This is a genomic window from Agrococcus sp. SCSIO52902 (assembly GCF_022983135.1).
GTDB lineage: Bacteria > Actinomycetota > Actinomycetes > Actinomycetales > Microbacteriaceae > Agrococcus > Agrococcus sediminis.
Window position 1 is genome coordinate 2,669,922 of the sequence record NZ_CP095269.1, and the last position, 23,441, is coordinate 2,693,362.

Consider the following 23,441-nt stretch of genomic DNA (forward strand, 5'->3'; position numbering starts at 1 on the left):
CGGCACGAGCATCGAGATCTCCTTGCGGCCCGCCGCCTCGAGCAGGTCGCGCCATATGTCGCGCCTCGAGCGCCCGCGCCCGCAGCGTTCTGGGCGAGCGCGCCGCGCCTGATGGCGCCGCCGCGCATCTGCTCGACGCTGCGCGTGACGCCGGGGTGCCCGAGCTCGTCGGCGAGCGCCGCGAGCGCGCTCGAGAGGCTCTCCCCCGCCGCCGACCGCGCCACGACGCCCGCGAGCTCGCTCCCGAGCGCGCTGCGGCCCGCGGCGCCGACCCGGCGCAGCGCGTCCTGCAGGCCCTCCCCCGCGGCGAGGCTCAGCGACAGGAACTCGAGGATCGACGGCAGCTCGCTCGAGATGCGCGCGAGCCGCCGCTTCGCGCGTCGCTGGAGCAGCCAGTCGACGGTGGCGGCGCCGATCGCGGCGCCGAGCAGCGCGAGCCCCGCGGGCAGCGCGAGCTGCCCCTGCTGCACCGCGGCCACCACCCCGAGCGCCGCGCCGACGGCGGCTCCGAGCACGGTCCAGCGCAGCTGGCGGCCGCGGAAGTCGCTCACCGTCTCGCTCGCCGCCGCCTGGCGAAGCCGCAGGCGGATGCCGTCGGGCGCGCCGAGCACCGCGTGCACGAGCGGCGCCAGCCGATCGCCGACCGGCGACGCGACCACGCCCAGCACGCGCGCGGGGTCCACCCGCCTGCGTGCGAGCAGGTCGCGCGCGCCCGGCGAGACGTCGAGCACGTACGGCGCGACCCGGTGCAGCAGCAGCGGTCGGCGCAGGATCGGCACGAGGCTCACGAGCATCCACAGCCCGAGCCCGAGGCCGGCGCCGAGGATCAGGCTCCACCCGACCGATGCGGTCACGCGAACCACCGCGCCTCGGTCGGCAGCGCGCCGATGCGCAGCATCACGCGGTACGCGATGAACGTCACGACCGCGCCGCCGCCGATGAGCGCGAGGCCGCCGGGCGCGTTGTACGCCTGCGCCGCCTCGGGACGGGCCGAGAGGATGAGCAGCACGATCCACGGCGCGGCGACCCCCAGCCGCGCCGCGCTGACGATCCATGTCTGCCTCGCCTCCAGCTCGCCGCGAGTGGCGAGATCGACGCGCAGGTAGGCGGCGAGCTCGCGCAGCACCGTCGTCACCTCCGTGCCGCCGACCTCGCGCGCCATGCGCAGCGTCATCAGCGTTCACGTTTATCGTAGGTGTATGAGTAAGCGCGCCGCCCTTTATTTCCGGCAGTCGCTGGACGCGCAGGAGGGCATCGAACGACAACGAGAACGATGCTCCGCGCTGGTGAGTGCCCGTGGCTGGGTCGTCGTAGGCGAGTACATCGACAACGACACGTCGGCTAGCAAGGCTCGAGCCGCCGGCACGGCATGGGCGCGACTACTCGACGACGCGACGCACGGTCGCTTCGACGTGGCCGTCGCCGTCGATCTTGACCGGCTGGTGCGGTCCACCCGAGACCTCGTCACGTTGGCCGATACTGGTGTCGGCGTGCTGACCGTCGATGGCGAGATCGACCTGACGACCGCGGACGGCGAGTTCCGGGCGACGATGCTCGCCGGTATCGCCCGTTTCGAGACGCGACGCAAGGGCGAGCGGCAGAAGCGGGCGAACACGCAACGTGCGATGAAGGGGCTCCCTCACGGCCCACGCGCGTTCGGGTATGAGCCGGACGGCGTGACGATCCGCGAGAGCGAGGCGGTAGAGCTCCGCGCCGCCTACCGGGCGGTGCTTGCGGGCGCCTCGCTCGGGGCCGTGGTGCGCGACTGGAACGCTCGAGGCATCGCCACGTCGCAGCGCCGCTACAAGGCGGGGCACGAGGGTGAGCCTGCGGTGTGGAAGGCCCAGACGTTGCGTTACGTGCTGCTCAACCCGCGCAACGTGGGGAAGCGGCGTCACCACGGTGAAGTCGTCGGCGACGCTGCCTGGCCGGCGATCGTCGACGAGGCAACCTGGCTCGGCGTGCAGGCGGTGCTGAGCGACCCGACGCGGCTGAGCGCAGCTCGGGGTGGGAAGTACCTGCTGAGCGGCCTGGCGGTGTGCGGTGTCTGCGGCGCGACCGTGCATGGCGGCGGTGCTCGCCGTGTCGGCCAACGCACGTACCGGTGCTCGGAGTCGACGGGCCACATCGCTCGGCGCGCGGAGGTGATCGAGGAGTACGTCGGCGAGGTCGTGATCGCGCGGCTCTCGCTTGCGGACGCGGCAGGGCTCCTGACGGCTGAGACGGGGGTGGAGTTGCAGGCATTGGCGACGGAGGCTGACAGCATCCGCGCGCGCCTGACGACGCTCGCCGTGGACTTCGCTGACGGCGCGTTGACGGGTGCCCAGTTGAGGGTGGCGACAGAGCGCCTGCGCGGGCGTCTGGGCGACGTAGAGGGGCGGATCGCGGAATCGTCCCGGGCTGACGTGCTCGGGCCGCTGGTTGCCGCTGATAGCGCACGGGAGGCATGGGAGGCGCTCAGCACGGATGCGCGTCGGCAGGTGATCAACGCGCTCGCGACGGTGCGCATCGGTCAGGCCGGCCAGGGTGCGAAGACGTTCCGGCCGGAGACGGTCGCGATCGAGTGGAAGCAGTGATCAACTAGGAGGCCCCCGGAAGCGCGGCAACGCTCCGGGGGCGGGCCGAGACACGAAGGGGAACCACGGCCATGTTCAACCCTAACGACTACAACGATCTGGACGAGGCGCGGCTCTTCGCGCGCGCGACCACCTGCAGCGTCGAAGGATGCGACGGGGCATCGCACTGCGTATTCGAAGGCGAGGCCGAGTGGCGACATGTCATCGGCGAGGGTTCTCTGGGCTGCCTGGAGTGGGAGATGAGCGTCAGCGAGGGTCTCGCTCGCGTGGATCTGCTCGAGCGCGGTCACGCGGTGTTGACATCGGCTTCGTTGCGGGAACTCGCGGACGCGCTCGCGGAAGCGCCTGCGCGGTTGCGCTCGATGGCGGACGAACTTGAGCGGCGGAACTCTTGAGCCCCGACCAGCTCGCGCCCGGCGACCGCAACCGTCGCGAGTTCGATGCACTCTGGTCTCGACCAGGCGTGCGCGAACTGGTTGAGGCGTCCCTCGTTGGGCGGTCGACGACGAAGTACCGCTCTGCGCGCGTCTCGCTCTACTGCGACGGGCATCGTGCGCGCTGCGCGGTGTGGCTATTCCCGGATGCAGTCAGTGGGGTCGACGCGGCCATGAGAGTGCGGCCCGATGACGACCACCCGAGGGGCCTGCCAGACAGTTGGTTCGGCAGTCCCGAGGAGCGCGACGGACAGTTAGTTGCCACCGAGGTGCATCGCATTCACTGCGGCACGTGCGGCGCGGTCTACGAGTACCGACCTGCCCGATTGCTCGAGGCCACGCTTCGCGCGCTCAGCCAGCCGCGTCGCCAGCCGCGTCGCGTCGTTACACTCGGCCGTCTCCGACGCTAACCTAGGGTCTAGGTCGAACGACAATCCCGACCTAGGTCGCTGACGGGGCTCAATCAGTCAGATGTTCAGGGCCGCTGGGCTTAGCCAGCGGAAGAAGCTCGACGGCTCCCGGTGAGGTAGCAGGCAGTGCCTGCACTTCCCCGAATGGAGCCGTTCGTGTCGAATCTGCAAGTCACCAAGTCGAGGCTGGGAGTGGCCGCGCGGTCCGGCGATCCCGACCGCATTCGAACCGCTCGCCGCGATCACGCGGCCGCGAAGATCGAGATCGCCATCGAGCGCGTGCTCGCCGAAGCGCCGCCCTTGACGCCTGAGCAGCGGGCCCGCATCGCGGCGCTGCTGCGACCCGCCGGCGGTGGGTCGGCATGACCGTGAAGAGAAGCCGCCCGGAGAGTAACCGGGCGGCAGGAGAGCTTGTGGAGGGCTCTGTCGACCAGAATTCGACCGACGTGCGCGAGCCTGCCGCTGGCGCGCAGCCGCCACAGCCACCCGCCGTCGCCGACATGCGGCCCGCCCCCGCGGGTGAGCGGCTGCGGCAGTTGGCGGCACCTCCGCCCCCTGTAGAGGCGCGCGTGCTGCGGCGGCCGAACGGGGTCTTCGAAGCGCTCCGCGACGGGGAGGGGTAGTGGTGAGCGAGGGTTTCGCGGCGATTCCGAACTGGATGTTCCGGGATGAGTCGATCAGCCTCTACGCGCTGACGGTCTACGGCGCGCTCGCATCGCACTCGGGGCCGGGCGGCATTCACCCGTCGCAACGGACGCTCGCGGCTGAGGCGCGTTGCTCGGACCGGCAAGTGCGTCGGGCGCTCGTGGAGCTCGAGGAGCTGGGCGTCGTCGAGCGCGTCATGCGGAAGAACTCGCGAGGTCGCGCTACGACGGGTTACACGCTGCATCCGAACGGTCGGTTGCGAGCCGATGAGGAGTCCTCAGAGGTTCCGGACTCCCAGTCCGGTACTGCCCCGGGGGTTCCGGACTCCCAGTCCGGGGGTTCCGGACTCCCAGTCCGGGGGTTCCGGACTGGAGCGACAAACCACACTCCTTGTAGAAGAAGAACCCCTGAAGAAGAACCCCTATAGTCCCCATGACGATTTCGAGCTCTTCTGGAGCATCTATCCGAGGCGAGCAGGTAAGCAGGCTGCTCTCGCTGCGTTCGTCAAGGCTTTGAATGCCGGGGCGACGCCGGAGGACATCTTGAAGCGCCCTGGGTCTGATGGACTCGCGCTATTTGATTCCGACCAGCAGATTGCGGTCGTTGGGGACAGCATAGAACGCGGCCTCGAACTCTGCGGGCGGGACGTCGCCGAGGTAGCCGTGGAGGCGCTGCGTGTTGTGCCAGTGCACCCACCCGAGCGTCGCGAGCTCGAGGTCTTCGACCGTCTTCCACGGCCCTGGCCGCGCGGGGCCGCGGACGAGTTCTGCCTTGTAGTAGCCGTTCACCGTCTCGGCGAGGGCGTTGTCATAGCTGTCGCCGACCGTCCCGATCGACGGCGTGGCACCGATCTCTGCGAGGCGTTCGCCATAGCGAATCGAGGTGAATTGAGAGCCTGCGTCGCTGTGACACCGCAGATCCTCGTGCCGGGCGCCGCGGGACCAGCGGGCCATCTCGACCGCGTCGAGGACGATCTCGGTTCGCATGTGCGACGCGATCCGCCAACCCACGATCATCCTGCTGAACGCGTCGATGATGAAGCACACGTAGGCGACGCCGGTCCAGGTCGGCACGAACGTCAGGTCGGTGACCCAGAGCCGGTTCGGGGCGCTCGCGGTGAAATCCCGCTTCACCAGGTCCGGGTGCCGCGCCGACGCCGGATCCGGCCTCGTCGTCTTGACCCGCTTCGACCGCCGCGCGCCCTCGATCCTCGCGGCGCGCATCAACCTGGCGGTCTGGTCGCGGCCGATCATGATCCCCGCGCGGCGGGCAGCCCTCCAGAGCTTGCGGACCCCATAGACGCGGTAGTTGGACTCCCAGAGTTCGACCAGTTGCGGGATCAGCTCGTCGTCCCGCACCGCGCGGGCGGACGGCGTGCGGGTCTTGGCGGCGTAGTAACTACTCGGAGCCACCTGCAGCAGCCTGCAGATGAGCTCGACTCCGAGCCGGCGACCGTCCACAAGATCGTCCCTGTTCGCGTCGACGAACGCGACTACTTCCGGTAGTGGCGGTCGAGCTCCGCCCCGAAGAAAGACGCCGCCCGCTTCAGCACCTCGTTGGCCCGCCGCAACTCCCGGTTCTCCTGCTCGAGCTCACGCACCCGCTGCGCCTCCGCGCTGCTCACGCCGGCAGTGACGCCGTCGTCGACGTCGGCCTGCTTGACCCACATCCGCACGGACTCAACACCGTAACCGAGTTGCGTCGCGACGCGCTGGACCGTCCCTTGCGTGACACCGAGCTCAGCGCGCAGCGTCCTCACCATCCGCACCGCGGCGGCCTTCTCCTCGACCGAGTACCGACGCGTCGTCGGCTTCCCATTCGCCAGTTCCTTCGGCATAACTCCATCCTCGTTTCCAAGGTCAGGAGCCTCCAACAAACTCAGGGCGCTTCAAACGCAACGTTGCAACAGCTTCAAGGCTGGCTGAGCGGGGACGTTGACCTGGATTGGTTCCGAGAGGACGGCGCTCGCATTCTCGGAATGTACGGCGCTGGTGACCCGACTGGCGTCTAGTTTGTATCGCCCTGGCTAACGCACATTGCTCGTGCGATGATCCGTGCATGGCTAAGGGCGATATCACCACTTACAACGAGGGCGGCACCTGGAAGTCGAAGGTCGAGGGCAGCAGTCGCGCGGCCCACTCCGGCGGCACGAAGGCCGAGCAGGAGAAGATCGGACGCCAGATGGCGAAGGATCGCGGCGTTGAGCACACCGTGAAGAAGCTCGACGGCACGATTGGCGAGAAGAACTCCTACGGTAACGACCCGAACCCTCCCCGCGACAAGCGCTAGCTTGGCGGCGCTCCCAATACGCCCTGCGATGGTTGTTCCACGGGCCGTCGATGCCACTGCGGTCGATCTGGCGTGTCGATCGCGATGCTGCTCGCCCGGGCTGAGTGTTCAGGAGTCTTTCGCGGCCGCCCGGTCGGCCTTTCGCTCAGCCTCGGCGCGCTTGCCCGAGGGAAGTGTCGCGTACAGTTCGGCCGCTGCTGCCGGAGCTGCGATGAGCTCCTCCACGAGCAGGTTGATTGCAGTGAAGTACGGGTCCACGACCTCGGCGAGATCCCCCTCAAGGTAGAGCTCGAGAAGTTCGGGAGCTTCGTCGTCACGGTGCAGGCTCGTGTTGGCCAGAACACGAACCGCGGTGAGGATCTGCCAGAGCGCGCGCGACACCTGCGTGCTAAGCGAGGCGATCATCTCGTCGAGCCGCTCACTGCCGCCGAGCTGTGCCCGCAGCAGGCGCTCGAGCGAGCCGCGGATCAGCGCTGCTGCCGCTCGACGAGAGTGCGGCAGGACCGCCCGCGCTTCCTCATAGAGCTCGAGAGCATCCGCCGGCATCGCATCATGCGGCGCTGGCGCGGACGACACAAGGGGCCACACCATGACGTCCTCTCGCCACATTGATTGACCGCGGCAAGATTCCGAGATACATGTCGCGAGGTGCCACGCAGGACGGCCTGGCTGCTGATTCATCATCGACATCGGGCTCTGGCTGTCGACCGTCCGCCAGCCCTGACCCGTGATGGCCTCACAGTGCGGGCAGGTGAAAACGTCGAGGAACAACTCGGGCGCGATCCGCTTCGTGGCCATGCCAGTCACCCTACGTGGCTGCTCCGAGCGGAGGGCGGAGGAGGTGATCCGTCGACCCCCCGTCGGCCCAGCAGGGGGCGCCGACCAAGCCAACCGGTCGACGACCAACTCGACCGGGGCGCTCGCCTTCACCCGCCGCCCGCACAAACCTGCGCGAGAACAGGATGCTTGCGGTCTCGAGGATGCGGTCGGCGACCGGATCGGCCAGGCGGTCCTTCAGGCGGTCGAGGGCGTAGGCGAACGAGCCGGTCGCGCGGTGATCGGCCGCGTAGGCGGTGAAGGCCGCTCGCGTGATCTCCGGACCGGCGTGCGCGAGCTGCGCCACCGCATCCGGCAGCGCCCGCCCGCTCCGCACGGCGGAGACCAGGTGGTCGACGACGTCGGGCCAGACCGACGCCTGCGCTCGGCGGCGCCGCTTGGCGCGCCAGCGCACGGCGATCACGGGCCCGGCGGCGCCGGCGGCGAACGCGGCGGCCGCGACGGCGACCACCGGTGCGAGGGCGAGCGCGACGCCCGCGGCGAGGACGCCGGCCAGCACCGACACCGCCGCGAGCGCGACCGGCGGGACGCCTTCGAGGCCCGCGTGCGTGAGGCGGTCGAGCAGTCGGCGGCGCGGCTGCGGATCCGGCGTGCGGGCGCTTCGCGGCCACAGCCACGGGCTGACGGCGAGCACGATGCCGAGGCCGAGGAGGCAGCCGAGCAGCCACGTCATGCGCGGCTCCCGAGCAGCGCGACGGGGTCGATGCCGACCGCGGCGAACTTCGCCGTCCTCGCCGGATGCGACCCGGTCGGCTCGAGCAGCCCGTCGCGCACGGCGAACAGCACGGACGCCTCGATGACGCCAGCGGTGACCTGCCCGGTGGGCGCGAGGATCTCGACGACGCGGCGGTTGCCGCGGGCGTCGATCGCGAGGTGCACCACGAGGTCGACGCACTGCGCGACGGTGGGCACGACGAACCCGGCGTCGATGTTGCGCCCCGCGAGCAGCGGCAGGGTCGTGAGCTTCGTGAGCGCGTCGCGCGCGGAGTTCGCGTGGATCGAGCACATGCCGGAGACGCCGCAGTTGAGCGCCACGAGCAGGTCGAGCGCCTCGGCCTCGCGGACCTCGCCGACGACGAGCCGGTCGGGGCGCATCCGCAGGCTCTCCTTCACCAGCCGCCGCAGCGAGATCTCTCCCGTGCCCTCGAGCGACGGCTGGCGGCACTGGAGCCCCACGATGTCGTCGACGGGCGGATCGAGCTCGAAGGTCTCCTCGACCGTCACCACCCGCTCGCCCGGCCGCACGGCGGCGAGCAGGGCGTTCAGCATGGTGGTCTTGCCGGCGTGCGTCGGCCCGGAGACGAGGATGTTGCAGCCGGCGACGACCGCGCTGCGCAGGAACGCTGCCGCCTGCTGGCTGAGCGCGCCGCGCTCGACGAGCGCCGAGAGCGCGGCGAGCCGGCGGGCGAACTTGCGGATGTTGATCGACATCGCGCCGCGGGCGACGTCGCCGGATGCGACGTGGAGGCGGGAGCCGTCGGGCAGCGACGCGTCGACGAAGGGCGACGAGAGGTCGACGCGGCGGCCGGTCGTCGAGAGCATCCGCTCGACGAGGTCGCGCACCTCGGTCTCGGTGAGCCGGATCGGCAGCTGCTCGCTGACGCCGCCGCGCGCGCAGAAGACGCGGGAGCCCTGGTTGACCCACAGCTCCTCGACCTCGGGGTCGTCGAGGTAGGGCTGCAGCGGCCCGTAGCCCGAGACCGCCGCGAGCACGTCGCGCTCGGCCTGCCGCTCGTCGGACAGCAGCGGCACGCTGCCGCCGAGCGAGCGCTCGGCGTAGGAGCGCACCGCGTCGCGCACGTAGCGCTCGGCGAGGTCGCCGGAGCGGGCCAGGTCGACCCCGTCGCGGCGCACCCTCGCCCGCACGGTGGCGGTGATCTCGGCGACGGCCTGGCGCATGCGAGCGTCAGCCCTCGCGGAAGTTGTCCACAGCCGCCTCAGCCGCCGTCAGCCCACCGAAGCACCCGCAGCGCCTTGAGCGTGATCCACCGGCTCGGCTCCCCGACGGGCCCGTAGTCGACGACCCGGTCGCCGCCGTGCACGACGTCGAGCGGCCAGCGGCCGTCGTCCCGCCGCTTCGAGCGCACGAGCTCGATCGCCTCGGCCATGCGCTCGTCGGGGCGGGCGCCGACGGCGCGGAAGTGCTCGAGCGCCCGCAGCGCGTCGTACTCGTGGCGCGGCGGGAAGGCGAAGCGCAGGTAGCCCTCGTCGACGATCTCGCCGGTCGAGCGCCGTCGCAGCAGCGAGCGCTCGAGCAGGTAGGCCTCGCCGCTCGCCCGCGCCTCGGGCACGCGCGGGTCGTCGCTCACGCGCTCGAACGCCGCGAGCGCCTCGAGCACCGCGATCGTCGTGTCGAACGACGAGCGCACCGAGCCGCGCTCCTGCTCGCAGTTCCAGCCGCCGTCCTCCATGCGCTCCCCGAGCAGCCGCTCGACGATCGGCGTCGCGTCCTCGCCGTAGTAGACGGCGTTCGTCACGAGCGCGCCGTTGATGCACGGCTCGACCTCGCCCTCGAAGAACGGCTCGTCGTCGTACTCCCAGCGGGTGACGCGCTTGACGTCGGCGATCGCCTCCCGCACCGCCGCATCCGCCGGGTCGACGCCCAGCAGCCGCAGCTCGGTGAGCACGTGGGCGGTGGATGTCCACGGCTGCCCGGGCAGCGTCGGCTCGGCCTTCGGGAAGTGCGCGCCGCCGGCCCACTGCCCGTCGGGCCCGCGGGCGGCGAGCAGCGCCGCGCCGTGGCCCTCGTGCGCGACCCTCGCGCGCTCGCGGGCCACGGCATCCGGATCCTCGTCGAGCAGGTCGGCCATGACCTGCCAGCGGATCGAGGGATCGCCCTGCAGCAGCCAGTCGGTGACCTCCATCAGCCCAGGAACGCGATGAGGGCCCGGTTGAACTCGTCGGCGTGGCTCACGTTGCAGCCGTGCGGTGCGCCGGAGATGACGTGCAGCTCGCTGTGCTCGATCGTCTCGTGCGTGCGGCGGCCGGAGCCCTCGAACGGCACCGTCTGGTCGCCGTCGCCGTGCAGCACGAGCACCGGCACGGTGATCGTGCCGAGGTCGTCGCGGAAGTCGGTGGTCGCCCACGCGTCCATCGCCCCGAGCGCCGCCGGCTGGTGCGACTGCAGCGAGAGCCGGATGCCCTCGTGGCGCTGCGCCTCGCTCACCTGCAGGCCCTCCTCGGTCGAGAAGAAGCCGGTCGTGAACTCGTCGAAGAACGCCTCGCGGTCGGCCTCGAGCCCGGCGCGGAGCGAGCGGTAGGCCTCTTCGGTGAGCGGGCCCTCCGGGTTGTCATCGGCGTGCAGCAGGTACGGCGGGACCGCTGCCGCGAACACCACCGAGCGCACGCGCTCCTCGCCGTAGGTCGAGACGTAGCGCGCGACCTCGCCGCCGCCCATCGAGAAGCCGACGAGCGCGACGTCGCGCAGGTCGAGCTCGGTGAGCACCCGGTCGAGGTCGGCCGCGAGCGTGTCGTAGTCGTAGCCCTCGTCGGGCTTGTCGCTGCGGCCGAAGCCGCGGCGGTCGTAGGCGACGACGCGGTGGCCGGCGGCGGTGAGCGCCGCGGTCTGCGCCGCCCACGCCTCGGCCGAGAGCGGCCAGCCGTGCAGCAGCACGACGGGGCGGCCGTCGCCGCCGGAGTCCTCGATGTGCAGGCGGATGTCGGTCATGGTCGCGCTCCTATCGGTACTCGGGGTTCTGGAACCCGAAGCGCTCGCCGCGCTCCCAGGCGTTGCGGTCGTTGCCCTCGGTCGGGATGCCGCCGCGGAGCATGCGCGCGAGGTGCAGCAGGTTCCACGTCATGATCGTGATGTTGCGCTGCGTGAAGTCGTTGTCGGCGCCCGCGTGCGAGCCGTCGTCGAGCTCGTCGCCGTAGGAGGGGCCGGGGCCCGCCTCGCCCACCCAGCCCGCGTCGGCCTGCGGCGGGATGGTGCAGCCGAGGTGCTGCAGCGCGTAGAGCACCTCGCGCGCGACGTGCTTCATGCCGTCCTCGTTGCCGCCGACGAGGCATCCGCCGACCTGGCCGTAGTAGATCGACTGGCCGTGCTCGTTGAGCTCGCCCGACTCGGCGTACAAGCGCTCGATCACGCGGCGCGTGGCGCTCGAGGCGTCGCCGAGCCAGATGGGGGTGGCGAGCACGAGGATGTCGGCCGCGAGCACGCGCTCCCAGATGGCGGGCCAGGCGTCCTCGGCGGCGCCGTGCTCGGTCATGTCGGGCTGCACGCCCGGGGCGATCGCGTGGTCGACGGCGCGCACGACCTCGACCTCGACGCCCTGCTCGCGCAGGATGCGCGCGCTCGCCTCGATGAGCAGGTCGGTGTGGCTCTCGCCCGGCGACGGGGTGAGGCTGCCGTTGACGTAGACGGCCTTGAGGGTCTCGGTCATGCCCTCCACGCTGGCACGGAGCGGCTGGGAGCGCCATGGCAGTTCGGCGCCCGTCGCACGCCGCGTCGCCCTCCCGGCCTACGGCTCGAGCGCGTCGCGGGCCGCGATGAGCGCCGCCAGCCTCGCCGCGAACCGCGCCGGCGCATCCGCCTCGCGCTCGAGGAAGCCGCGCCCGGTCTTCGCGCCCAGGTCGCCGCGCTCGGCCCGATCGCGCAGCATCGCGGGGGCGGCGGATGCGTCGCCGAGGGTCGGCAGGATGCCGTCGGCCACGCTCGTCCAGACGTCGAGGCCGCCGAGATCCATGATCTCGAAGGGCCCCGCGAGCGCCCAGCGCGGCCCGAGCCCGGCGGTCACCACGCGGTCGACCTGCTCGGGGCTCGCGACGCCCCGCTCGACGAGGTGCATCGCCTCGCGGTAGAGCGCCGCCTGCAGGCGGTTGGCGATGAAGCCCTCGACCTGGTGCGCGAGCGGCACGGCCGTCTTGCCCGCCGCGGTGAGCAGCGCCACCATCCGCTCGACGGTCTCCGGCGGCGTCGCGGGGCCCGGCACCACCTCGACGAGCGGCACCGTGTCGGCGGGGTTGAAGAAGTGCGCGATCACGAGGCGCGACGGGTCGCGCATGCCGGCCGCGAGCGCGTCGGCCCCGATCGACGAGGTGTTCGAGGCGATGACCGCGTCGGCGTTCGCCGCCTCGACCTCGGCGAGCAGCGCGCGCTTCAGCTCGAGCCGCTCGGGCGCGGCCTCGAGCACGAGCGTCGCGCCCTCGACCGCCGAGGCGACCGAGGCGTGGGCGGATGCGCCGGCCGAGTCGGCTGCGCGGGCGGCGGCGGCCGGGTCGACGTCGAAGACCCGCACCTCGTGGCCGGCGCGCGCAAGCACCCGCGCGATGCCGGCGCCCATGACGCCGGCGCCGAGCACCGCGACGACCTCGCTCATCGGCCGCTCCCCCGCTCGATCCTCGCGCCGAGCCCGAAGCCGGCGATGAGCCGCGACGGCACGAGCGGCAGCAGCGGCGCCGCGAGCCGGTAGCGCCAGTCGCTCACGACGACCCCGCGCCGCCGGCGCAGGGCCGTGAGCCCCTCGCGCACGACCGTCGGCGCATCCGCCCACCCGGCCCGCGGCACGGTGTCGGCCGCGACGCCCATCCGCTCGTGGAACTCCGTCGCGACGAAGCCGGGCAGCAGCGCCGTGACGGTCACGCCGTCGCGGCGATAGCGGGCGTCGAGCGCGCGCGACAGGGCGATCACCTGTGCCTTCGCCGCCGCGTACGAGCCGCTCGGCAGGCGGCCGGCGAGGCTCGCGACGTTGAGGATGCCGCCGCGGCCGCGCTCGCGCATGCCGGGCAGCGCCGCGTGCGCGAGCCGCAGCGGCACCCACGTGAGCAGCTCGTGCATGGCGCGCTCGTCGGCGATGGCGGATGCGTGGAAGGGCTCGGCGACGGCGTGCCCGGCGTTGTTGACGAGCACGTCGACCGGCTGCGCGGCGTCCTGCAGGCGCGCGGCGACCCGCTCGAGCCCGGCCTCGTCCGTGAGGTCGGCGGGCAGCACCTCGACGTCGGCCGCGCCGAGCGCGGGCAGCTCGGCCGCGAGCTCCCGCAGGCGGTCGGCGCTGCGCGCGACGAGCACGAGCGCGAAGCCGTCGGCGGCGAGCTGGCGCGCGAACTCCGCGCCGAGCCCGGCCGAGGCGCCGGTCACGAGGGCGCGCATCTGCATGGCACAACCTTGGCAGAGCCGGAGCGTCGGGACCTGCGCGAAAAGGTACGCTGATCACACCCACGCGGGAGTGGTGGAATTGGCAGACACGCAGGATTTAGGTTCCTGTGCCCTCGTGGCGTTGGGGTTCGAGTCCCCTCTCCCGCACGGCGACCGCCCATCGCGCGAAGGAGCGTCCGTGCCCCACCTGCCAGCTGAGTTCCTCATCGACATCGAGGGGCTGATCTCGGGCGCCGGCGTCTGGGCGCTGCTGCTCGTGTGCGCCATCGTCTTCGTCGAGACGGGGCTGCTGGTCGGCTTCCTGCTGCCGGGCGACACGCTGCTCGTGATCGCCGGCGTGCTCTCCTACACCGGCGTCATCCCGCAGCCCATCTGGCTCGTGATGCTCTGCATCTGGGCGTGCGCGGTCGCGGGCGACCAGCTGGGCTACTTCATCGGGCACAAGGCCGGGCCGCCGATCTTCCAGCGCAAGTCCTCAGGGCTGTTCTCGCATCGCACGATCGAGCGCACCAACCGCTTCTTCCTGAAGTACGGCGCGGCCGCCGTCATCATCGCCCGCTTCATCGGCATCGTCCGCACGTTCATGCCGGTCGCCGCGGGCGTCGGGCGCATGCCGTGGCCGCTGTTCTTCCGGCTCGACGTGCTCGGCGGCCTGCTCTGGGGCGCGGGGCTGCCGCTGCTCGGCTGGGGCGTCGCGCACATCCCCGGCGTCGCCGACCTCGTCACCGAGTACATCGACCTCGTGCTGCTCGGCGTCGTCGCGATCGCCATCTGCTTCATCGTCTGGCACGCGATCCAGTCGCGGCGCGAGGTCGAGCGCGAGATCCGCGACGGCAGCGCCACGGGCGCCGTCGAGACGCTCGACCTCTCGGGCACCGGCCAGCAGCCGGGCATCGAGCGCTGATCGCGCGATGCCCGTCGGGTCAGCCGGCGGGTCAGGCGGCGAGCCAGATCGCCTGCGCGACGTCGGGGCCGACGTCGATCGTCGTCGAGCCGCTGCGCACCTGGATCGAGCCCGAGTAGGGCTTCTGGCCGAGCACCGTCAGCCGCGCGTCGAGCGCGACCCCGGCCCCGGCGAGGAACCGCAGCATGGCCGGGTCGGCGTCCGAGATGCGCACCACCGCGCCCGCGTGGCCGACCTCCGCATCGGCGAGCAGCACCGCATCCGGACGCCGCACCGTGCCGTCGGCGGCCGGGATCGGATCGCCGTGCGGGTCGCGCTCCGGGTCGCCGAGCGAGCGGGCGATCGAGTCGAGCAGCCGGTCGCTCAGCGCGTGCTCGAGGATCTCGGCCTCGTCGTGCACCTCGTCCCAGTCGTAGCCGTGCCGCTCGACGAGCCACGTCTCGACGACCCGGTGGCGGCGCACCTGCCGCACCGCGAGCGCGCGCCCGTCGTCGGTGAGCTCGACCGCGCCGTACGGGCGGTGGCGCACGAGGCCCGCGGCGGCGAGCTTCTTCACCATCTCGGTCACGGTGGAGTTCGCCAGGCCCAGGCGGGATGCCAGCTGCGAGGGGGTGATGGGCTCGGGCTGCCACTCGGTGTGGTGGTAGATCGCCTTGACGTAGTCCTCAGCCGCCGTCGACTGCATGACGCCTCGCTCTCGCCCACCGGATGACGAGCCCCCGGCGGGGCCCGAACAGCAACGCTAGCCCGAACGCGAGCCCCTGCGTCAGCACCACCGCGCCGCCGGGCGAGATGTCCATCCAGAAGGCCGCGATGAGCCCCACCATCGACGCGGCGACCGTGATGCCGACCGACCACGCGAGCAGCGCGTCCCACCGCACGGCGATGAGCGACGCGGTCGCGCCGGGGATGACGAGCATCGCGACGACGAGGATGATGCCGACCGCCTGCAGCGCGGTGACGACGGTGAGCGCGAGCGCGCCGAGCAGCACCGCGTGCAGCAGGCGCGGCCGCAGGCCGATCGCGTGGGCGTGGCCCGGGTCGAAGGCGACGAGGGTCAGGTCGCGGCGCAGCACCACGAGCGTCGCGCAGACGATGGCGCCGACGACGAGCACCTGGGCGATGTCGGCGTCCGAGACGCCGAGCACGTTGCCGAAGAGGATGTGCTGCAGGTCGGTCTGAGCGGGCGTCACCGACACGATCACCAGCCCGAGCGCGAACAGCGTCGTGAACACGACGCCGATCGCCGCATCCGCCTTGATCCTCGACGCCGCCCGCACGCCGCCGATGAGCGCGACCGCCCCGATGCCGAACACGGCGGCGCCGATGGCGAACGGCAGCCCCAGGATGTACGCGAGCGCGACGCCCGGCAGCACCGAGTGCGAGACCGCATCGCCCATGAGCGACCACCCCATCTGCACGAGCCACGTCGACAGCAGCGCGCAGGCGACGGCGGCGACGAGCGTCACGAGGATCGCCCGCAGCATGAAGTCGTAGGCGAAGGGCGCGAGCAGCGCGTCGACGAGCCCCGGATCCATCACCGCTCCTCCCTCGTGCCGGCGCCGAAGGCCGCGGCGATGCGCTCGGGCGTGAGCGTCTCGGCGGGCGGCCCGTGGTGCAGCAGCCGCCCGCGCAGCAGCAGCACCGAGTCGGCGAGCTCGGCCACCCCCGAGAGGTCGTGGTGCACGATCACCACGGTGCGGCCCTGGGCGCGGATGCCGCGCAGCACCTCGGTGATCTGCGCCTCGCTCGTGCGGTCGACCCCCGCGAACGGCTCGTCGAGCAGCAGCAGCTCGGCGTCCTGCGCGATCGCGCGGGCGACGAAGGCGCGCTTGCGCTGCCCGCCCGAGAGCTCGCCGATCTGCCGGTCGGCGAGGTCGGCGATGCCGAGCAGCGCGAGGGCCTCGTCGACGGCCGCGCGGTCGGCGGCGCGCGGGATGCGCAGCAGCCCCATCCGCCCGTAGCGGCCGGTCGTGACGACGTCGCGCACCGTCACCGGGAAGTCCCAGTCGACCGTCTCGGCCTGCGGCACCGAGGCGACGAGGCCGGCGCGGCGCGCCTCGGCGGGGGTGCGCCCGAGGATGCGCACGGTGCCCTCGTGCGGCACCCGCTCGAGCACGGCCGCGAGCATCGACGACTTGCCGGAGCCGTTGACCCCGACGAGCCCGGTGATCTCGCCGGTGCGGATGCGCGCGGTCACGTCGGCGAGCGCGCGCACGTCGCCGTAGCGGACGCCGAGGTGCTCGGCGACGATGGCGTCGGTCATGCTCCCAGCCCCTCCAGGATGATGTCGATGTCGTGCGCGATGAGCGCGAGGTAGGTGGGCGCCGGTCCGTCGGGCTCCGAGAGCGAGTCGACATGCAGCCCGCCGTCGAAGCGCACGCCGGCGTTCCGCGCGATCTGCTGCTGGGTGCCCGGATGCGTCGTGGACTCGCAGAAGACGGTCGGCACGCGCGTCTCGGCGACGACGCCCGCGACCGCCGCGATCGACTGCGGCGTGCCCTGCCCGCCGGCGTTCACGGGCCACAGGCTCGCCTCGGCGAGCCCCGCGTCGCGGGCGAGGTAGCTGAAGGCGCCCTCGCACGTGACGAGCACGCGATGCTGCTCGGGCAGCCGCTCGACGCCCTCGCGGAGCCGCTCGCCCTCAGCCTCGAGCGCGGCCGTCACGGCTGCGGCGCGCGCATCGATCGCGTCGCGCTCGGCGGGCACGAGGTCGCCGATCGCGACGCGCAGCGCCTCGACGTAGCGCGCTCCCTCGGCGGGCGAGACCCAGGCGTGGGCGTTGGGATTGCCCGCGTAGTGGCCGGTCTCGATCGGGATCGGGTCGACGACGTCGCTCAGCACCACGTGCGGCGCATCCGCGCGCTCGACCAGGGTCAGCAGCCAGTCGTCGATGCCCATGCCGTTCGTGACGACGAGGTCGGCGCCCTCGGTGCGCACGAGGTCGCCGGGCGTCGGCTCGTAGTCGTGCACCTCGACGCCGACCCGGGTGAGCGACTCGACCCGGGCGGCGTCGCCTGCGACCTCGCGCGCGATGTCGGCGATCACGGTGAAGGTCGCGAGCACGAGCGGCCGGCCGTCGTCCTCCGGCGCGGCCGGCGCCGGCGACGCGCAGCCCGTCAGCGCGGCGGCGACGCACGCGACGGCCACGGCGATCCTTCGCCGTCCCGCACGCTGTGTTTTCGGCACACCGAAATCATGCCACAGCGTCAGCGGCCGAGCACGCGCTCCGCGAGCGCCGTGAACGCGAGCCGCCGGTGGCTGCGCGCGTCCTTCTCCTCCGGGCTCAGCTCGGCGGCCGCCCGCCCGTCGGCGTCGTGCGGCACGAACACCGGGTCGTACCCGAACCCGCCCTCGCCGCGCGGCGCATCCGCGATCTCGCCCCGCCAGTCGGCCCGCACCGCGAGCTCGCCGTCGGCGTCGACCCACGCCGCGGCGCAGACGAACTGCGCCCCGCGGTCGGCGGTCCCAGCGAGGTTCTGCAGCAGCAGCTCCAGGTTGTCGCGGTCGTCGCGCGTGCCGGCGTAGCGGGCGGAGTGGATGCCGGGCGCGCCGTCGAGCGCGTCGACCTCGATGCCCGAGTCGTCGGCGAGCGCGGGCAGCCCGGTGCGCTCGTGCGCGGCGCGCGCCTTGATGAGCGCGTTCGCCTCGAACGTCTCGCCGTCCTCCACGGGCTCCGGGCCGCTGTCGGGCACGAGCTCGACGCCGGGCAGCAGCGGCGCGAGGATGCGCTGCAGCTCCTCCACCTTGTGCGGGTTGCGCGTCGCCACGACCACCTGCAGGCCCCCGCCGACGACGTCGATGCCGGTCGCTCCCAGGTCGGTCATGCGCCGAGCGCCTCTCGCTGCAGCTCGGTCAGGCGCGCCGTGCCGGCGAGCGCCAGGTCGAGCATCCCGTCGAGCTCCGCGCGGTCGAAGGGCGCGCCCTCGGCGGTGCCCTGCACCTCGATGAGCAGGCCCCGGCCGGTCGCGACGACGTTCATGTCGGTGCCGGCGCGCACGTCCTCGACGTAGGCCAGGTCGAGCATCGGCTCGCCGTCGATCATCCCCACCGACACGGCCGCGACCGAGTCGATCAGCGGCGTCGCGCTCTTGGGCACGCGCCCCTCGGCCTGCGCCCAGCGGATCGCGTCCGCGAGCGCCACGTAGGCGCCCGTGATCGCGGCGGTGCGGGTGCCGCCGTCGGCCTGCAGCACGTCGCAGTCGACCGCGATCGAGAGCTCGCCGAGCGCCCGCATATCGACGCCGGCCCGCAGGGAGCGGCCGATGAGGCGCGAGATCTCGTGCGTGCGGCCGCCGACCTTGCCGCGCACGCTCTCGCGGTCCATCCGCTCGTTCGTCGAGCGCGGCAGCATCGCGTACTCCGCCGTCACCCAGCCCTTGCCCTTGCCCGCCATCCAGCGGGGCACCGTGGGCATGACGGATGCGGTGCACAGCACCTTCGTGGCGCCGAAGGAGATGAGGGCGCTGCCCTCGGCCTGCTGGCTCCAGCCCCGCTCGATCGTCACGTCGCGCAGCTCGTCGAGCTGCCTGCCGTCCTTGCGTGCCATGCCTGGTCCTCTCAGTCGGTGCGGCCGGGGAGCTGGATGACCCCGGTCTGCGTGAACTCCACGTGCGTCACCTCGGGCCCGAGGAACCGGCGCGCGAGCCGCAGGAACGGCTCCTGCGCAGCGGTCGTCGCCTCGAACGCGTAGGCGGGCACGGCGTGCTCGGGCGCGAGCATGCGCCGGTCGCTCAGGATGCGGTAGACGTCCGCCGCGGTCTCCTCCGCGCTCGACACGAGCCGGACGCCGGGACCGGCGACGTAGCCGATCGCGCCGGCGAGCAGCGGGTAGTGCGTGCACCCGAGCACGAGCGTGTCGAGCTCCTCGGCCAGCAGCGGCTCGAGGTACTCGTGCGCGGCGGCGAGCACCTCGTCGCCGGTGGTGACGCCCGCCTCGACGAACTCGACGAAGCGCGGCGCGGCGCCGGCCGCGACGTGCGGCACGCCGGCCTCGGCGAACGCGCGCTGGTAGGCGCCCGAGCCGATCGTGCCCGCGGTGCCGATGACGCCGATCCGCCCGGAGCGGCTCTGGCGCACGGCCGCCCGCACGGCCGGGTCGATGACCTCGACGACCGGGATGCCCATCCCCTGCTCGTAGCGCTCGCGCGCGACGTCGAGGGTCGCCGCGGACGCGGTGTTGCAGGCGATGACGAGCATCTTCACGCCCTGCGCGACGAGCGTGTCGAGCACGTCGAGCGCGAGGCGCCGCACCTCCGACTGCGCGCGCGGGCCGTAGGGGCCGTTGGCGGTGTCGCCGATGTACGTGATCGACTCGGCGGGCAGCTGGTCGATGATCGCGCGCGCCACGGTGAGCCCGCCGACGCCGCTGTCGAAGACTCCGATCGGCCGCTGCACGTCGGCAAGCCTAGCCGCGGGGCGCGGGCACAGGCTCGCCGAGGGGTCGGCCGGTATTGTCAGCACCCCGCGACCGGGAGGAGCCCCCGCGTGATCGAGTTCGCAGCCGTGCGCAAGGAGTACCCCGACGGCACGGTCGCCGTCGAGGACTTCAGCCTGGTCGTCCCCTCGCACGCCGTCGTCGTGCTCGTCGGCTCCTCCGGCTGCGGCAAGACGACCCTGCTGCGCATGGTGAACCGCATGGTCGATCCCACGAGCGGCACGGTCTCCATCGACGGCGACGACGTGCGCGCGATGGACAAGGTGCAGCTGCGCCGCTCGATCGGCTACGTGCTCCAGGCGGGCGGCCTGCTCCCCCACCGCACCGTCGCCGACAACGTCGCCACGGTGCCGGTGCTCCAGGGCGCGAACCGTCGCGAGGCGCGCCGCGCCGCCCTCGGCCTGCTCGAGCGCGTCGGCCTCGATCCGGCGCTCGGCGACCGCTACCCGCTGCAGCTCTCGGGCGGCCAGCAGCAGCGCGTCGGCGTCGCCCGCGCCCTCGCCGCCGATCCGAACATCCTGCTCATGGACGAGCCCTTCGGCGCCGTCGATCCCATCGTGCGCGACCAGCTGCAGGAGGAGATGCGCACGCTGCAGCGCGAGCTGGGCAAGACGATCCTCTTCGTCACGCACGACATCGACGAGGCCTTCGCGCTCGGCGACGAGGTGCTCGTGCTGCGCAAGGGCGCCGAGATCGCGCAGCGCGGCACGCCCGCCGAGATCCTCGCCCACCCCGCGGACGAGTTCGTCTCGCGCTTCGTGGGGGCGGGCACCGCGCGTCGCACGCTCTCGGTGCGCGAGGTCGACGGCCGCCGGATCGTCGTCGACGGCGACGACCGCCCCACCGGCGTGCTGGCGGAGTAGGCCCAGCCCATGAACTGGCTGAGCCAGAACCTGCACATCGTGTGGTCGCTGCTGCTCGACCACCTGTGGCTCTCGATCGTTCCCATCGTGCTCGCGCTCGTGATCTCGATCCCGCTCGGCTGGCTCGCCGCCCGCTATCCGCGCGCCCGCACCGCGCTGCTGACCGGCACCGGCCTCCTCTACGCGATCCCCTCGCTGGCCCTGTTCATCATGATCCCCGCGATCGTGGGCCTCTCGGCGCGCTCCCCCTGGGTCGCGATCATCGGCCTCACGCTCTACGGCTGCGCGCTGATGGTGCGCGGGGCCGCCGACGCCTTCGGATCGGTCTCGCGCGAGACGATGCTCGCCGCCGACGCCCTCGGCCACTCCCCCTGGGCGCGGTTCTGGGCGGTCGAGCTGCCGCTCTCCGGTCCGGTGCTCGTCTCGTCGCTGCGGGTCATGGCGGTCTCGACCGTCAGCCTCGTCACGATCGGCGCCGTGATCGGCATCTCGAGCCTCGGCACGCTCTTCACCGACGGCTTCCAGCGCGGCATCGACGCCTCGATCATCACGGGCATCGTGCTCACGGTCGTGGTCGCCTTCGCGATCGACGCGGTCGTGCTGCTGCTCGGCAGGCTCGCGATGCCCTGGCAGGCGGCGGTGCGCGCATGAACCTGTTCGCCGAGGCCCTCGCCCACCTCTTCGACCCCGCGAGCTGGCAGGGCACGAACTCGCTCGGCCTGCGCATCCTCGAGCACCTCGGCTTCTCGGGCGCCGTGCTGCTCGCCGCGGCCGCCATCGGCATCCCCGCCGGCGTCCTCATCGGCCACACCGGCAGGGGTCGCGGGCTCGTCGTGGCGCTGACGAGCGGCGCGCGGGCGATCCCCACCCTGGGGCTGCTCACGATCTTCGGCCTCGCCCTCGGCATCGGGCTCGAGGCCCCCTTCCTCGCCCTGCTCGTGCTCGCGCTGCCGCCCGTGCTGGCCGGGGCGTACGCCGGCGTCGAGGCCGTCGACCGGCAGGTGGTGGGCGCGGCGCGCGCGATCGGCATGACCGAGCGCGAGATCGTGCAGCGCGTCGAGCTGCCGCTCGCGGCGCCGGTGCTCATCGGCGGCGTGCGCTCGGCGGCCCTCCAGGTCATCTCGACCGCGACCCTCGCCGCGTACGTCTCGAACACGGGCCTCGGCAGGCCGATCTTCCAGGGCGTCAAGGCGGGCGACTACGAGGTCATGCTGGCCGGCGCCCTGCTCGTGGCGCTGCTCTCGCTCGTCGTCGAGCTCGTCTTCCAGGCGATCCAATCCGCGGCCGGCCGTCGTGCCGAACCGCACACCGTCCCCGCTCGGGCGTCCGCCCGCGCTCCAGAGAGGAACACCGCATGACCAGCATCCCCCGCAAGGCGGGCGCCGCCCTCGCCGCGATCGCAGCGACGGGCCTCGTGCTCACCGGCTGCGCCAACGCCGACCCGCTCGAGGAGGGCTCCGCGGAGCCCACGACGAGCGGCGACGCGACGAGCCTCGTCGTCGGCTCGCAGGACTACTACTCGAACGAGATCATCGCCGAGCTCTACGCCCAGGCCCTCGAGGCCGGCGGCTACACGATCGAGCGCGACCTGCGCATCGGCCAGCGCGAGGTCTACCTGCCCGAGATCGAGTCGGGCGCGATCGACGTCTTCCCCGAGTACACGGGCCCGCTGCTGCAGGTGTGGGCCGAGGAGCCCACCGAGCGCCTCAGCGAGGACGTCTACGCCGCCCTCACCGAGGCCGCGCCCGAGGGCATCACGGTGCTCGACCAGGCGCCGGCCACCGACCAGGACTCCTACGTCGTCACGCGCGAGTTCGCCGAGGAGCACGACCTCACGACGATCGCCGACCTGGCGAACGTCGACGAGCCGCTCACGATGGGCGCGAACTCCGAGGCCGAGACCCGCCCGAACGGACCGCAGGGCCTCGCCGACACCTACGGCATCGAGGTCGGCTTCACGCCGATCGAGGACAGCGGCGGCCCGCTCACGATCCGCGCGCTGCAGGACGGCGACGTCCAGCTCGCGATCGTCTACACCGGCGACCCGTCGATCGCCGCGAACGACCTCGTCGTGCTCGAGGACCCCGAGGGCCTGTTCCTCGCCTCGAACGTCGTGCCGGTCGTGAGCGACCGCGTCGACGAGGAGGCGCAGGGCATCATCGACGAGGTGAGCGCAGCGCTGACCTCGGAGGAGCTCCTCGCCCTCAACGGCCGCTCGGTCGACGAGCAGGCGCCGGCCGCCGACATCGCCGCCGCCTGGCTCGAGGAGCAGGGCCTGCTCGGCTGAGCCTCCGCGACGACCCGGGAAGGGCGCTCACCCTCGCGGTGGGCGCCCTTCCCGCACCATGCGGTGCATCGGGATGCCGCCCCACGTCGGGCCCGTCGACACCCGCTCGTCGAGGTGCCGGAAGCCGCGGCGCTCGTAGAAGCGGCCCGCGCGCTCGTTGCCGTCGATGAGCCACAGGTACAGCGCGCGGTCGTCGACGACCGCGTCGAAGAGCGCGGCGCCGACCGCGGTGCCGTGCATCTCGGCGGCCACGTAGAGCCGGTCGAGCTCTCGCTCGGCGGGCGGCGGCACGAGCCCCAGCTCGACCTCCCAGCGGGCGGGCGCGGCGCTCGACGCCGCGAGGCCCACGATGCGGTCGCCCTGCCACGCGATGCGGCGCACGGCGTCGCCCGGCTCCGCGAAGGCGCGCGCGAGCCCGACGACGTTCGCCTGCGCGAGCCCGCGCACCCCGAAGTCGTCGGGCAGCCTGCCCGCGTACGTGCGCTCCTGCTCCCGCACGAGGAAGGCGGCCCAGGCGGGCGCGTCGGCGGGCGTCGGCTCGCGCAGCGCGACGCCGTCGGGCAGGGGGCGGATGGTTCGGGGCACCGAGCCACGCTACCGGGCGTCGTCGAGGCGGTCGCCCCAGGCCGCCGTCGTAGGCTGGCGCTCGTGACCGACACCGCGCT

At 72.6% G+C, this 23,441-nt stretch carries 27 protein-coding genes, 1 tRNA gene and 1 other annotated feature; of the genes, 10 read left to right on the plus strand and 18 right to left on the minus strand.

From position 1 onward, the window contains the following. Positions 1-850 precede the first annotated feature (850 nt). On the minus strand, positions 851-1,174 hold the full coding sequence (locus MU522_RS13115) for a hypothetical protein (RefSeq protein ID WP_246991625.1): 324 nt from the start codon (positions 1,172-1,174) through the stop codon (positions 851-853). Between the two features lie 25 nt (positions 1,175-1,199). Here MU522_RS13115 and MU522_RS13120 point away from each other — a divergent pair, with 25 nt between their 5' ends. From MU522_RS13120 to MU522_RS13130, 3 genes are all read left to right on the plus strand, one after another. Continuing rightward, positions 1,200-2,576, plus strand: coding sequence for a recombinase family protein (locus MU522_RS13120; RefSeq protein WP_246991627.1), 1,377 nt, complete (start codon positions 1,200-1,202; stop codon positions 2,574-2,576). A 71-nt stretch (positions 2,577-2,647) separates the two neighbouring features. After that, a complete protein-coding gene (locus tag MU522_RS13125) occupies positions 2,648-2,971 on the plus strand; it encodes a hypothetical protein (protein ID WP_246991629.1) in 324 nt (107 codons plus the stop codon). Between the two features lie 593 nt (positions 2,972-3,564). Beyond that, on the plus strand, positions 3,565-3,786 hold the full coding sequence (locus tag MU522_RS13130) for a hypothetical protein (protein WP_246991631.1): 222 nt from the start codon (positions 3,565-3,567) through the stop codon (positions 3,784-3,786). 851 nt (positions 3,787-4,637) lie between these two features. Here the strand turns inward: MU522_RS13130 and MU522_RS13135 are convergent. Continuing rightward, a protein-coding gene (locus MU522_RS13135; protein WP_246990417.1) for an IS3 family transposase occupies positions 4,638-5,902 on the minus strand; the annotation gives its coding sequence in 2 pieces (ribosomal slippage) (positions 4,638-5,599 and positions 5,599-5,902; 1,266 coding nt in all). Next, positions 5,469-5,603 (minus strand) — a sequence feature (AL1L pseudoknot). (Overlaps the previous gene by 135 nt.) A gap of 221 nt (positions 5,903-6,123) precedes the next feature. Between MU522_RS13135 and MU522_RS13140 the strand changes: the two genes are divergently transcribed. Further along, positions 6,124-6,354, plus strand: a complete 231-nt coding sequence (locus tag MU522_RS13140) for a DUF2188 domain-containing protein (protein WP_246991634.1) — start codon at positions 6,124-6,126, stop codon at positions 6,352-6,354. A 108-nt stretch (positions 6,355-6,462) separates the two neighbouring features. On the opposite strand, the gene MU522_RS13145 is transcribed toward MU522_RS13140, so the two are convergent. The 8 genes from MU522_RS13145 to MU522_RS13180 all read right to left on the minus strand — a co-directional run bounded on the left by MU522_RS13145 (position 6,463) and on the right by MU522_RS13180 (position 13,285). Then, positions 6,463-7,152 (minus strand): DUF4145 domain-containing protein, encoded by a 690-nt coding sequence (locus tag MU522_RS13145; RefSeq protein ID WP_246991636.1) that lies wholly within the window; start codon positions 7,150-7,152, stop codon positions 6,463-6,465. Between the two features lie 10 nt (positions 7,153-7,162). Then, positions 7,163-7,864: a hypothetical protein gene (locus MU522_RS13150; protein ID WP_246991638.1), complete on the minus strand. Its 702-nt coding sequence runs from the start codon at positions 7,862-7,864 to the stop codon at positions 7,163-7,165. Then, positions 7,861-9,090, minus strand: coding sequence for an ATPase, T2SS/T4P/T4SS family (locus MU522_RS13155; protein ID WP_246991640.1), 1,230 nt, complete (start codon positions 9,088-9,090; stop codon positions 7,861-7,863). The genes MU522_RS13150 and MU522_RS13155 overlap by 4 nt, the downstream gene beginning before the upstream one ends. A 38-nt stretch (positions 9,091-9,128) precedes the next feature. After that, positions 9,129-10,055: a hypothetical protein gene (locus MU522_RS13160; RefSeq protein WP_246991642.1), complete on the minus strand. Its 927-nt coding sequence runs from the start codon at positions 10,053-10,055 to the stop codon at positions 9,129-9,131. Beyond that, entirely contained in the window at positions 10,055-10,858 is an 804-nt protein-coding gene (locus MU522_RS13165; RefSeq protein WP_246991644.1) for an alpha/beta hydrolase, read from the minus strand. The genes MU522_RS13160 and MU522_RS13165 overlap by 1 nt, the downstream gene beginning before the upstream one ends. A gap of 10 nt (positions 10,859-10,868) precedes the next feature. Then, positions 10,869-11,573, minus strand: coding sequence for a flavodoxin family protein (locus tag MU522_RS13170; RefSeq protein WP_246991646.1), 705 nt, complete (start codon positions 11,571-11,573; stop codon positions 10,869-10,871). A 78-nt stretch (positions 11,574-11,651) separates the two neighbouring features. Next, positions 11,652-12,509 (minus strand): 3-hydroxyacyl-CoA dehydrogenase family protein, encoded by an 858-nt coding sequence (locus tag MU522_RS13175; protein ID WP_246991648.1) that lies wholly within the window; start codon positions 12,507-12,509, stop codon positions 11,652-11,654. Beyond that, a complete protein-coding gene (locus tag MU522_RS13180; protein WP_246991650.1) occupies positions 12,506-13,285 on the minus strand; it encodes an SDR family NAD(P)-dependent oxidoreductase in 780 nt (259 codons plus the stop codon). Before MU522_RS13180 ends, MU522_RS13175 begins: the two co-directional genes overlap by 4 nt. A gap of 64 nt (positions 13,286-13,349) precedes the next feature. Here MU522_RS13180 and MU522_RS13185 point away from each other — a divergent pair. Next, positions 13,350-13,432, plus strand: a tRNA-Leu gene (locus tag MU522_RS13185). A gap of 31 nt (positions 13,433-13,463) precedes the next feature. Further along, positions 13,464-14,189 (plus strand): DedA family protein, encoded by a 726-nt coding sequence (locus tag MU522_RS13190; RefSeq protein ID WP_128188442.1) that lies wholly within the window; start codon positions 13,464-13,466, stop codon positions 14,187-14,189. A 31-nt stretch (positions 14,190-14,220) separates the two neighbouring features. Here MU522_RS13190 and MU522_RS13195 read toward each other — a convergent pair whose 3' ends face one another. The 7 genes from MU522_RS13195 to murI are packed head-to-tail and all read right to left on the minus strand — an operon-like array spanning position 14,221 to position 19,586. Further along, on the minus strand, positions 14,221-14,874 hold the full coding sequence (locus MU522_RS13195) for a metal-dependent transcriptional regulator (protein WP_128188441.1): 654 nt from the start codon (positions 14,872-14,874) through the stop codon (positions 14,221-14,223). Beyond that, a complete protein-coding gene (locus tag MU522_RS13200) occupies positions 14,855-15,727 on the minus strand; it encodes a metal ABC transporter permease (RefSeq protein ID WP_246991652.1) in 873 nt (290 codons plus the stop codon). Before MU522_RS13200 ends, MU522_RS13195 begins: the two co-directional genes overlap by 20 nt. Then, positions 15,727-16,455 (minus strand): metal ABC transporter ATP-binding protein, encoded by a 729-nt coding sequence (locus tag MU522_RS13205; RefSeq protein WP_128188439.1) that lies wholly within the window; start codon positions 16,453-16,455, stop codon positions 15,727-15,729. Before MU522_RS13205 ends, MU522_RS13200 begins: the two co-directional genes overlap by 1 nt. Then, a complete protein-coding gene (locus MU522_RS13210; protein WP_146356751.1) occupies positions 16,452-17,339 on the minus strand; it encodes a zinc ABC transporter substrate-binding protein in 888 nt (295 codons plus the stop codon). Before MU522_RS13210 ends, MU522_RS13205 begins: the two co-directional genes overlap by 4 nt. 59 nt (positions 17,340-17,398) lie before the next feature. Next, the gene (gene rdgB, locus MU522_RS13215; protein WP_246991654.1) at positions 17,399-18,016 is read right to left on the minus strand and encodes an RdgB/HAM1 family non-canonical purine NTP pyrophosphatase; all 618 of its coding nucleotides are present in this window, start codon (positions 18,014-18,016) and stop codon (positions 17,399-17,401) included. Then, complete coding sequence (gene rph / locus MU522_RS13220) at positions 18,013-18,738, minus strand: ribonuclease PH (RefSeq protein ID WP_128188436.1); 726 nt, start codon at positions 18,736-18,738, stop codon at positions 18,013-18,015. The genes rdgB and rph overlap by 4 nt, the downstream gene beginning before the upstream one ends. Before the next feature lie 11 nt (positions 18,739-18,749). Beyond that, positions 18,750-19,586 carry a glutamate racemase gene (gene murI / locus MU522_RS13225; RefSeq protein ID WP_310124351.1) on the minus strand — a complete coding sequence of 279 codons (837 nt, stop codon included), beginning with the start codon at positions 19,584-19,586 and terminating at the stop codon, positions 18,750-18,752. Positions 19,587-19,676: 90 nt separating this feature from the next. On the opposite strand from murI, the gene MU522_RS13230 reads away from it, so the two are divergent. The 4 genes from MU522_RS13230 to MU522_RS13245 are packed head-to-tail and all read left to right on the plus strand — an operon-like array spanning position 19,677 to position 22,776. Beyond that, entirely contained in the window at positions 19,677-20,489 is an 813-nt protein-coding gene (locus MU522_RS13230) for an ATP-binding cassette domain-containing protein (RefSeq protein ID WP_246991656.1), read from the plus strand. A 9-nt stretch (positions 20,490-20,498) separates the two neighbouring features. Continuing rightward, positions 20,499-21,140, plus strand: coding sequence for an ABC transporter permease subunit (locus MU522_RS13235; RefSeq protein ID WP_146356743.1), 642 nt, complete (start codon positions 20,499-20,501; stop codon positions 21,138-21,140). Further along, on the plus strand, positions 21,137-21,847 hold the full coding sequence (locus MU522_RS13240) for an ABC transporter permease subunit (protein WP_246991658.1): 711 nt from the start codon (positions 21,137-21,139) through the stop codon (positions 21,845-21,847). The genes MU522_RS13235 and MU522_RS13240 overlap by 4 nt, the downstream gene beginning before the upstream one ends. Beyond that, on the plus strand, positions 21,844-22,776 hold the full coding sequence (locus tag MU522_RS13245) for an ABC transporter substrate-binding protein (RefSeq protein ID WP_146356739.1): 933 nt from the start codon (positions 21,844-21,846) through the stop codon (positions 22,774-22,776). Before MU522_RS13240 ends, MU522_RS13245 begins: the two co-directional genes overlap by 4 nt. 27 nt (positions 22,777-22,803) lie before the next feature. Here MU522_RS13245 and MU522_RS13250 read toward each other — a convergent pair whose 3' ends face one another. After that, a complete protein-coding gene (locus MU522_RS13250; protein ID WP_246991661.1) occupies positions 22,804-23,361 on the minus strand; it encodes a GNAT family N-acetyltransferase in 558 nt (185 codons plus the stop codon). Between the last annotated feature and the right edge of the window lie 80 nt (positions 23,362-23,441).

Excerpts from the sequence above, each read along its gene's own strand:
- MU522_RS13125 (WP_246991629.1), top strand. The coding sequence starts at position 2,648 with ATGTTCAACCCTAACGACTACAACGATCTGGACGAGGCGCGGCTCTTC.
- MU522_RS13205 (WP_128188439.1), bottom strand. The coding sequence starts at position 16,455 with ATGACCGACGCCATCGTCGCCGAGCACCTCGGCGTCCGCTACGGCGAC.
- MU522_RS13145 (WP_246991636.1), bottom strand. The coding sequence starts at position 7,152 with ATGGCCACGAAGCGGATCGCGCCCGAGTTGTTCCTCGACGTTTTCACC.
- rph (WP_128188436.1), bottom strand. The coding sequence starts at position 18,738 with ATGGCACGCAAGGACGGCAGGCAGCTCGACGAGCTGCGCGACGTGACG.
- MU522_RS13175 (WP_246991648.1), bottom strand. The coding sequence starts at position 12,509 with ATGAGCGAGGTCGTCGCGGTGCTCGGCGCCGGCGTCATGGGCGCCGGC.
- MU522_RS13160 (WP_246991642.1), bottom strand. The coding sequence starts at position 10,055 with ATGGAGGTCACCGACTGGCTGCTGCAGGGCGATCCCTCGATCCGCTGG.
- MU522_RS13150 (WP_246991638.1), bottom strand. The coding sequence starts at position 7,864 with ATGACGTGGCTGCTCGGCTGCCTCCTCGGCCTCGGCATCGTGCTCGCC.
- MU522_RS13115 (WP_246991625.1), bottom strand. The coding sequence starts at position 1,174 with ATGACGCTGCGCATGGCGCGCGAGGTCGGCGGCACGGAGGTGACGACG.
- MU522_RS13195 (WP_128188441.1), bottom strand. The coding sequence starts at position 14,874 with ATGCAGTCGACGGCGGCTGAGGACTACGTCAAGGCGATCTACCACCAC.
- MU522_RS13130 (WP_246991631.1), top strand. The coding sequence starts at position 3,565 with ATGGAGCCGTTCGTGTCGAATCTGCAAGTCACCAAGTCGAGGCTGGGA.
- MU522_RS13235 (WP_146356743.1), top strand. The coding sequence starts at position 20,499 with ATGAACTGGCTGAGCCAGAACCTGCACATCGTGTGGTCGCTGCTGCTC.
- MU522_RS13120 (WP_246991627.1), top strand. The coding sequence starts at position 1,200 with ATGAGTAAGCGCGCCGCCCTTTATTTCCGGCAGTCGCTGGACGCGCAG.
- MU522_RS13140 (WP_246991634.1), top strand. The coding sequence starts at position 6,124 with ATGGCTAAGGGCGATATCACCACTTACAACGAGGGCGGCACCTGGAAG.
- MU522_RS13245 (WP_146356739.1), top strand. The coding sequence starts at position 21,844 with ATGACCAGCATCCCCCGCAAGGCGGGCGCCGCCCTCGCCGCGATCGCA.
- MU522_RS13165 (WP_246991644.1), bottom strand. The coding sequence starts at position 10,858 with ATGACCGACATCCGCCTGCACATCGAGGACTCCGGCGGCGACGGCCGC.
- MU522_RS13200 (WP_246991652.1), bottom strand. The coding sequence starts at position 15,727 with ATGGATCCGGGGCTCGTCGACGCGCTGCTCGCGCCCTTCGCCTACGAC.
- MU522_RS13240 (WP_246991658.1), top strand. The coding sequence starts at position 21,137 with ATGAACCTGTTCGCCGAGGCCCTCGCCCACCTCTTCGACCCCGCGAGC.
- MU522_RS13155 (WP_246991640.1), bottom strand. The coding sequence starts at position 9,090 with ATGCGCCAGGCCGTCGCCGAGATCACCGCCACCGTGCGGGCGAGGGTG.
- MU522_RS13180 (WP_246991650.1), bottom strand. The coding sequence starts at position 13,285 with ATGCAGATGCGCGCCCTCGTGACCGGCGCCTCGGCCGGGCTCGGCGCG.
- rdgB (WP_246991654.1), bottom strand. The coding sequence starts at position 18,016 with ATGACCGACCTGGGAGCGACCGGCATCGACGTCGTCGGCGGGGGCCTG.
- MU522_RS13170 (WP_246991646.1), bottom strand. The coding sequence starts at position 11,573 with ATGACCGAGACCCTCAAGGCCGTCTACGTCAACGGCAGCCTCACCCCG.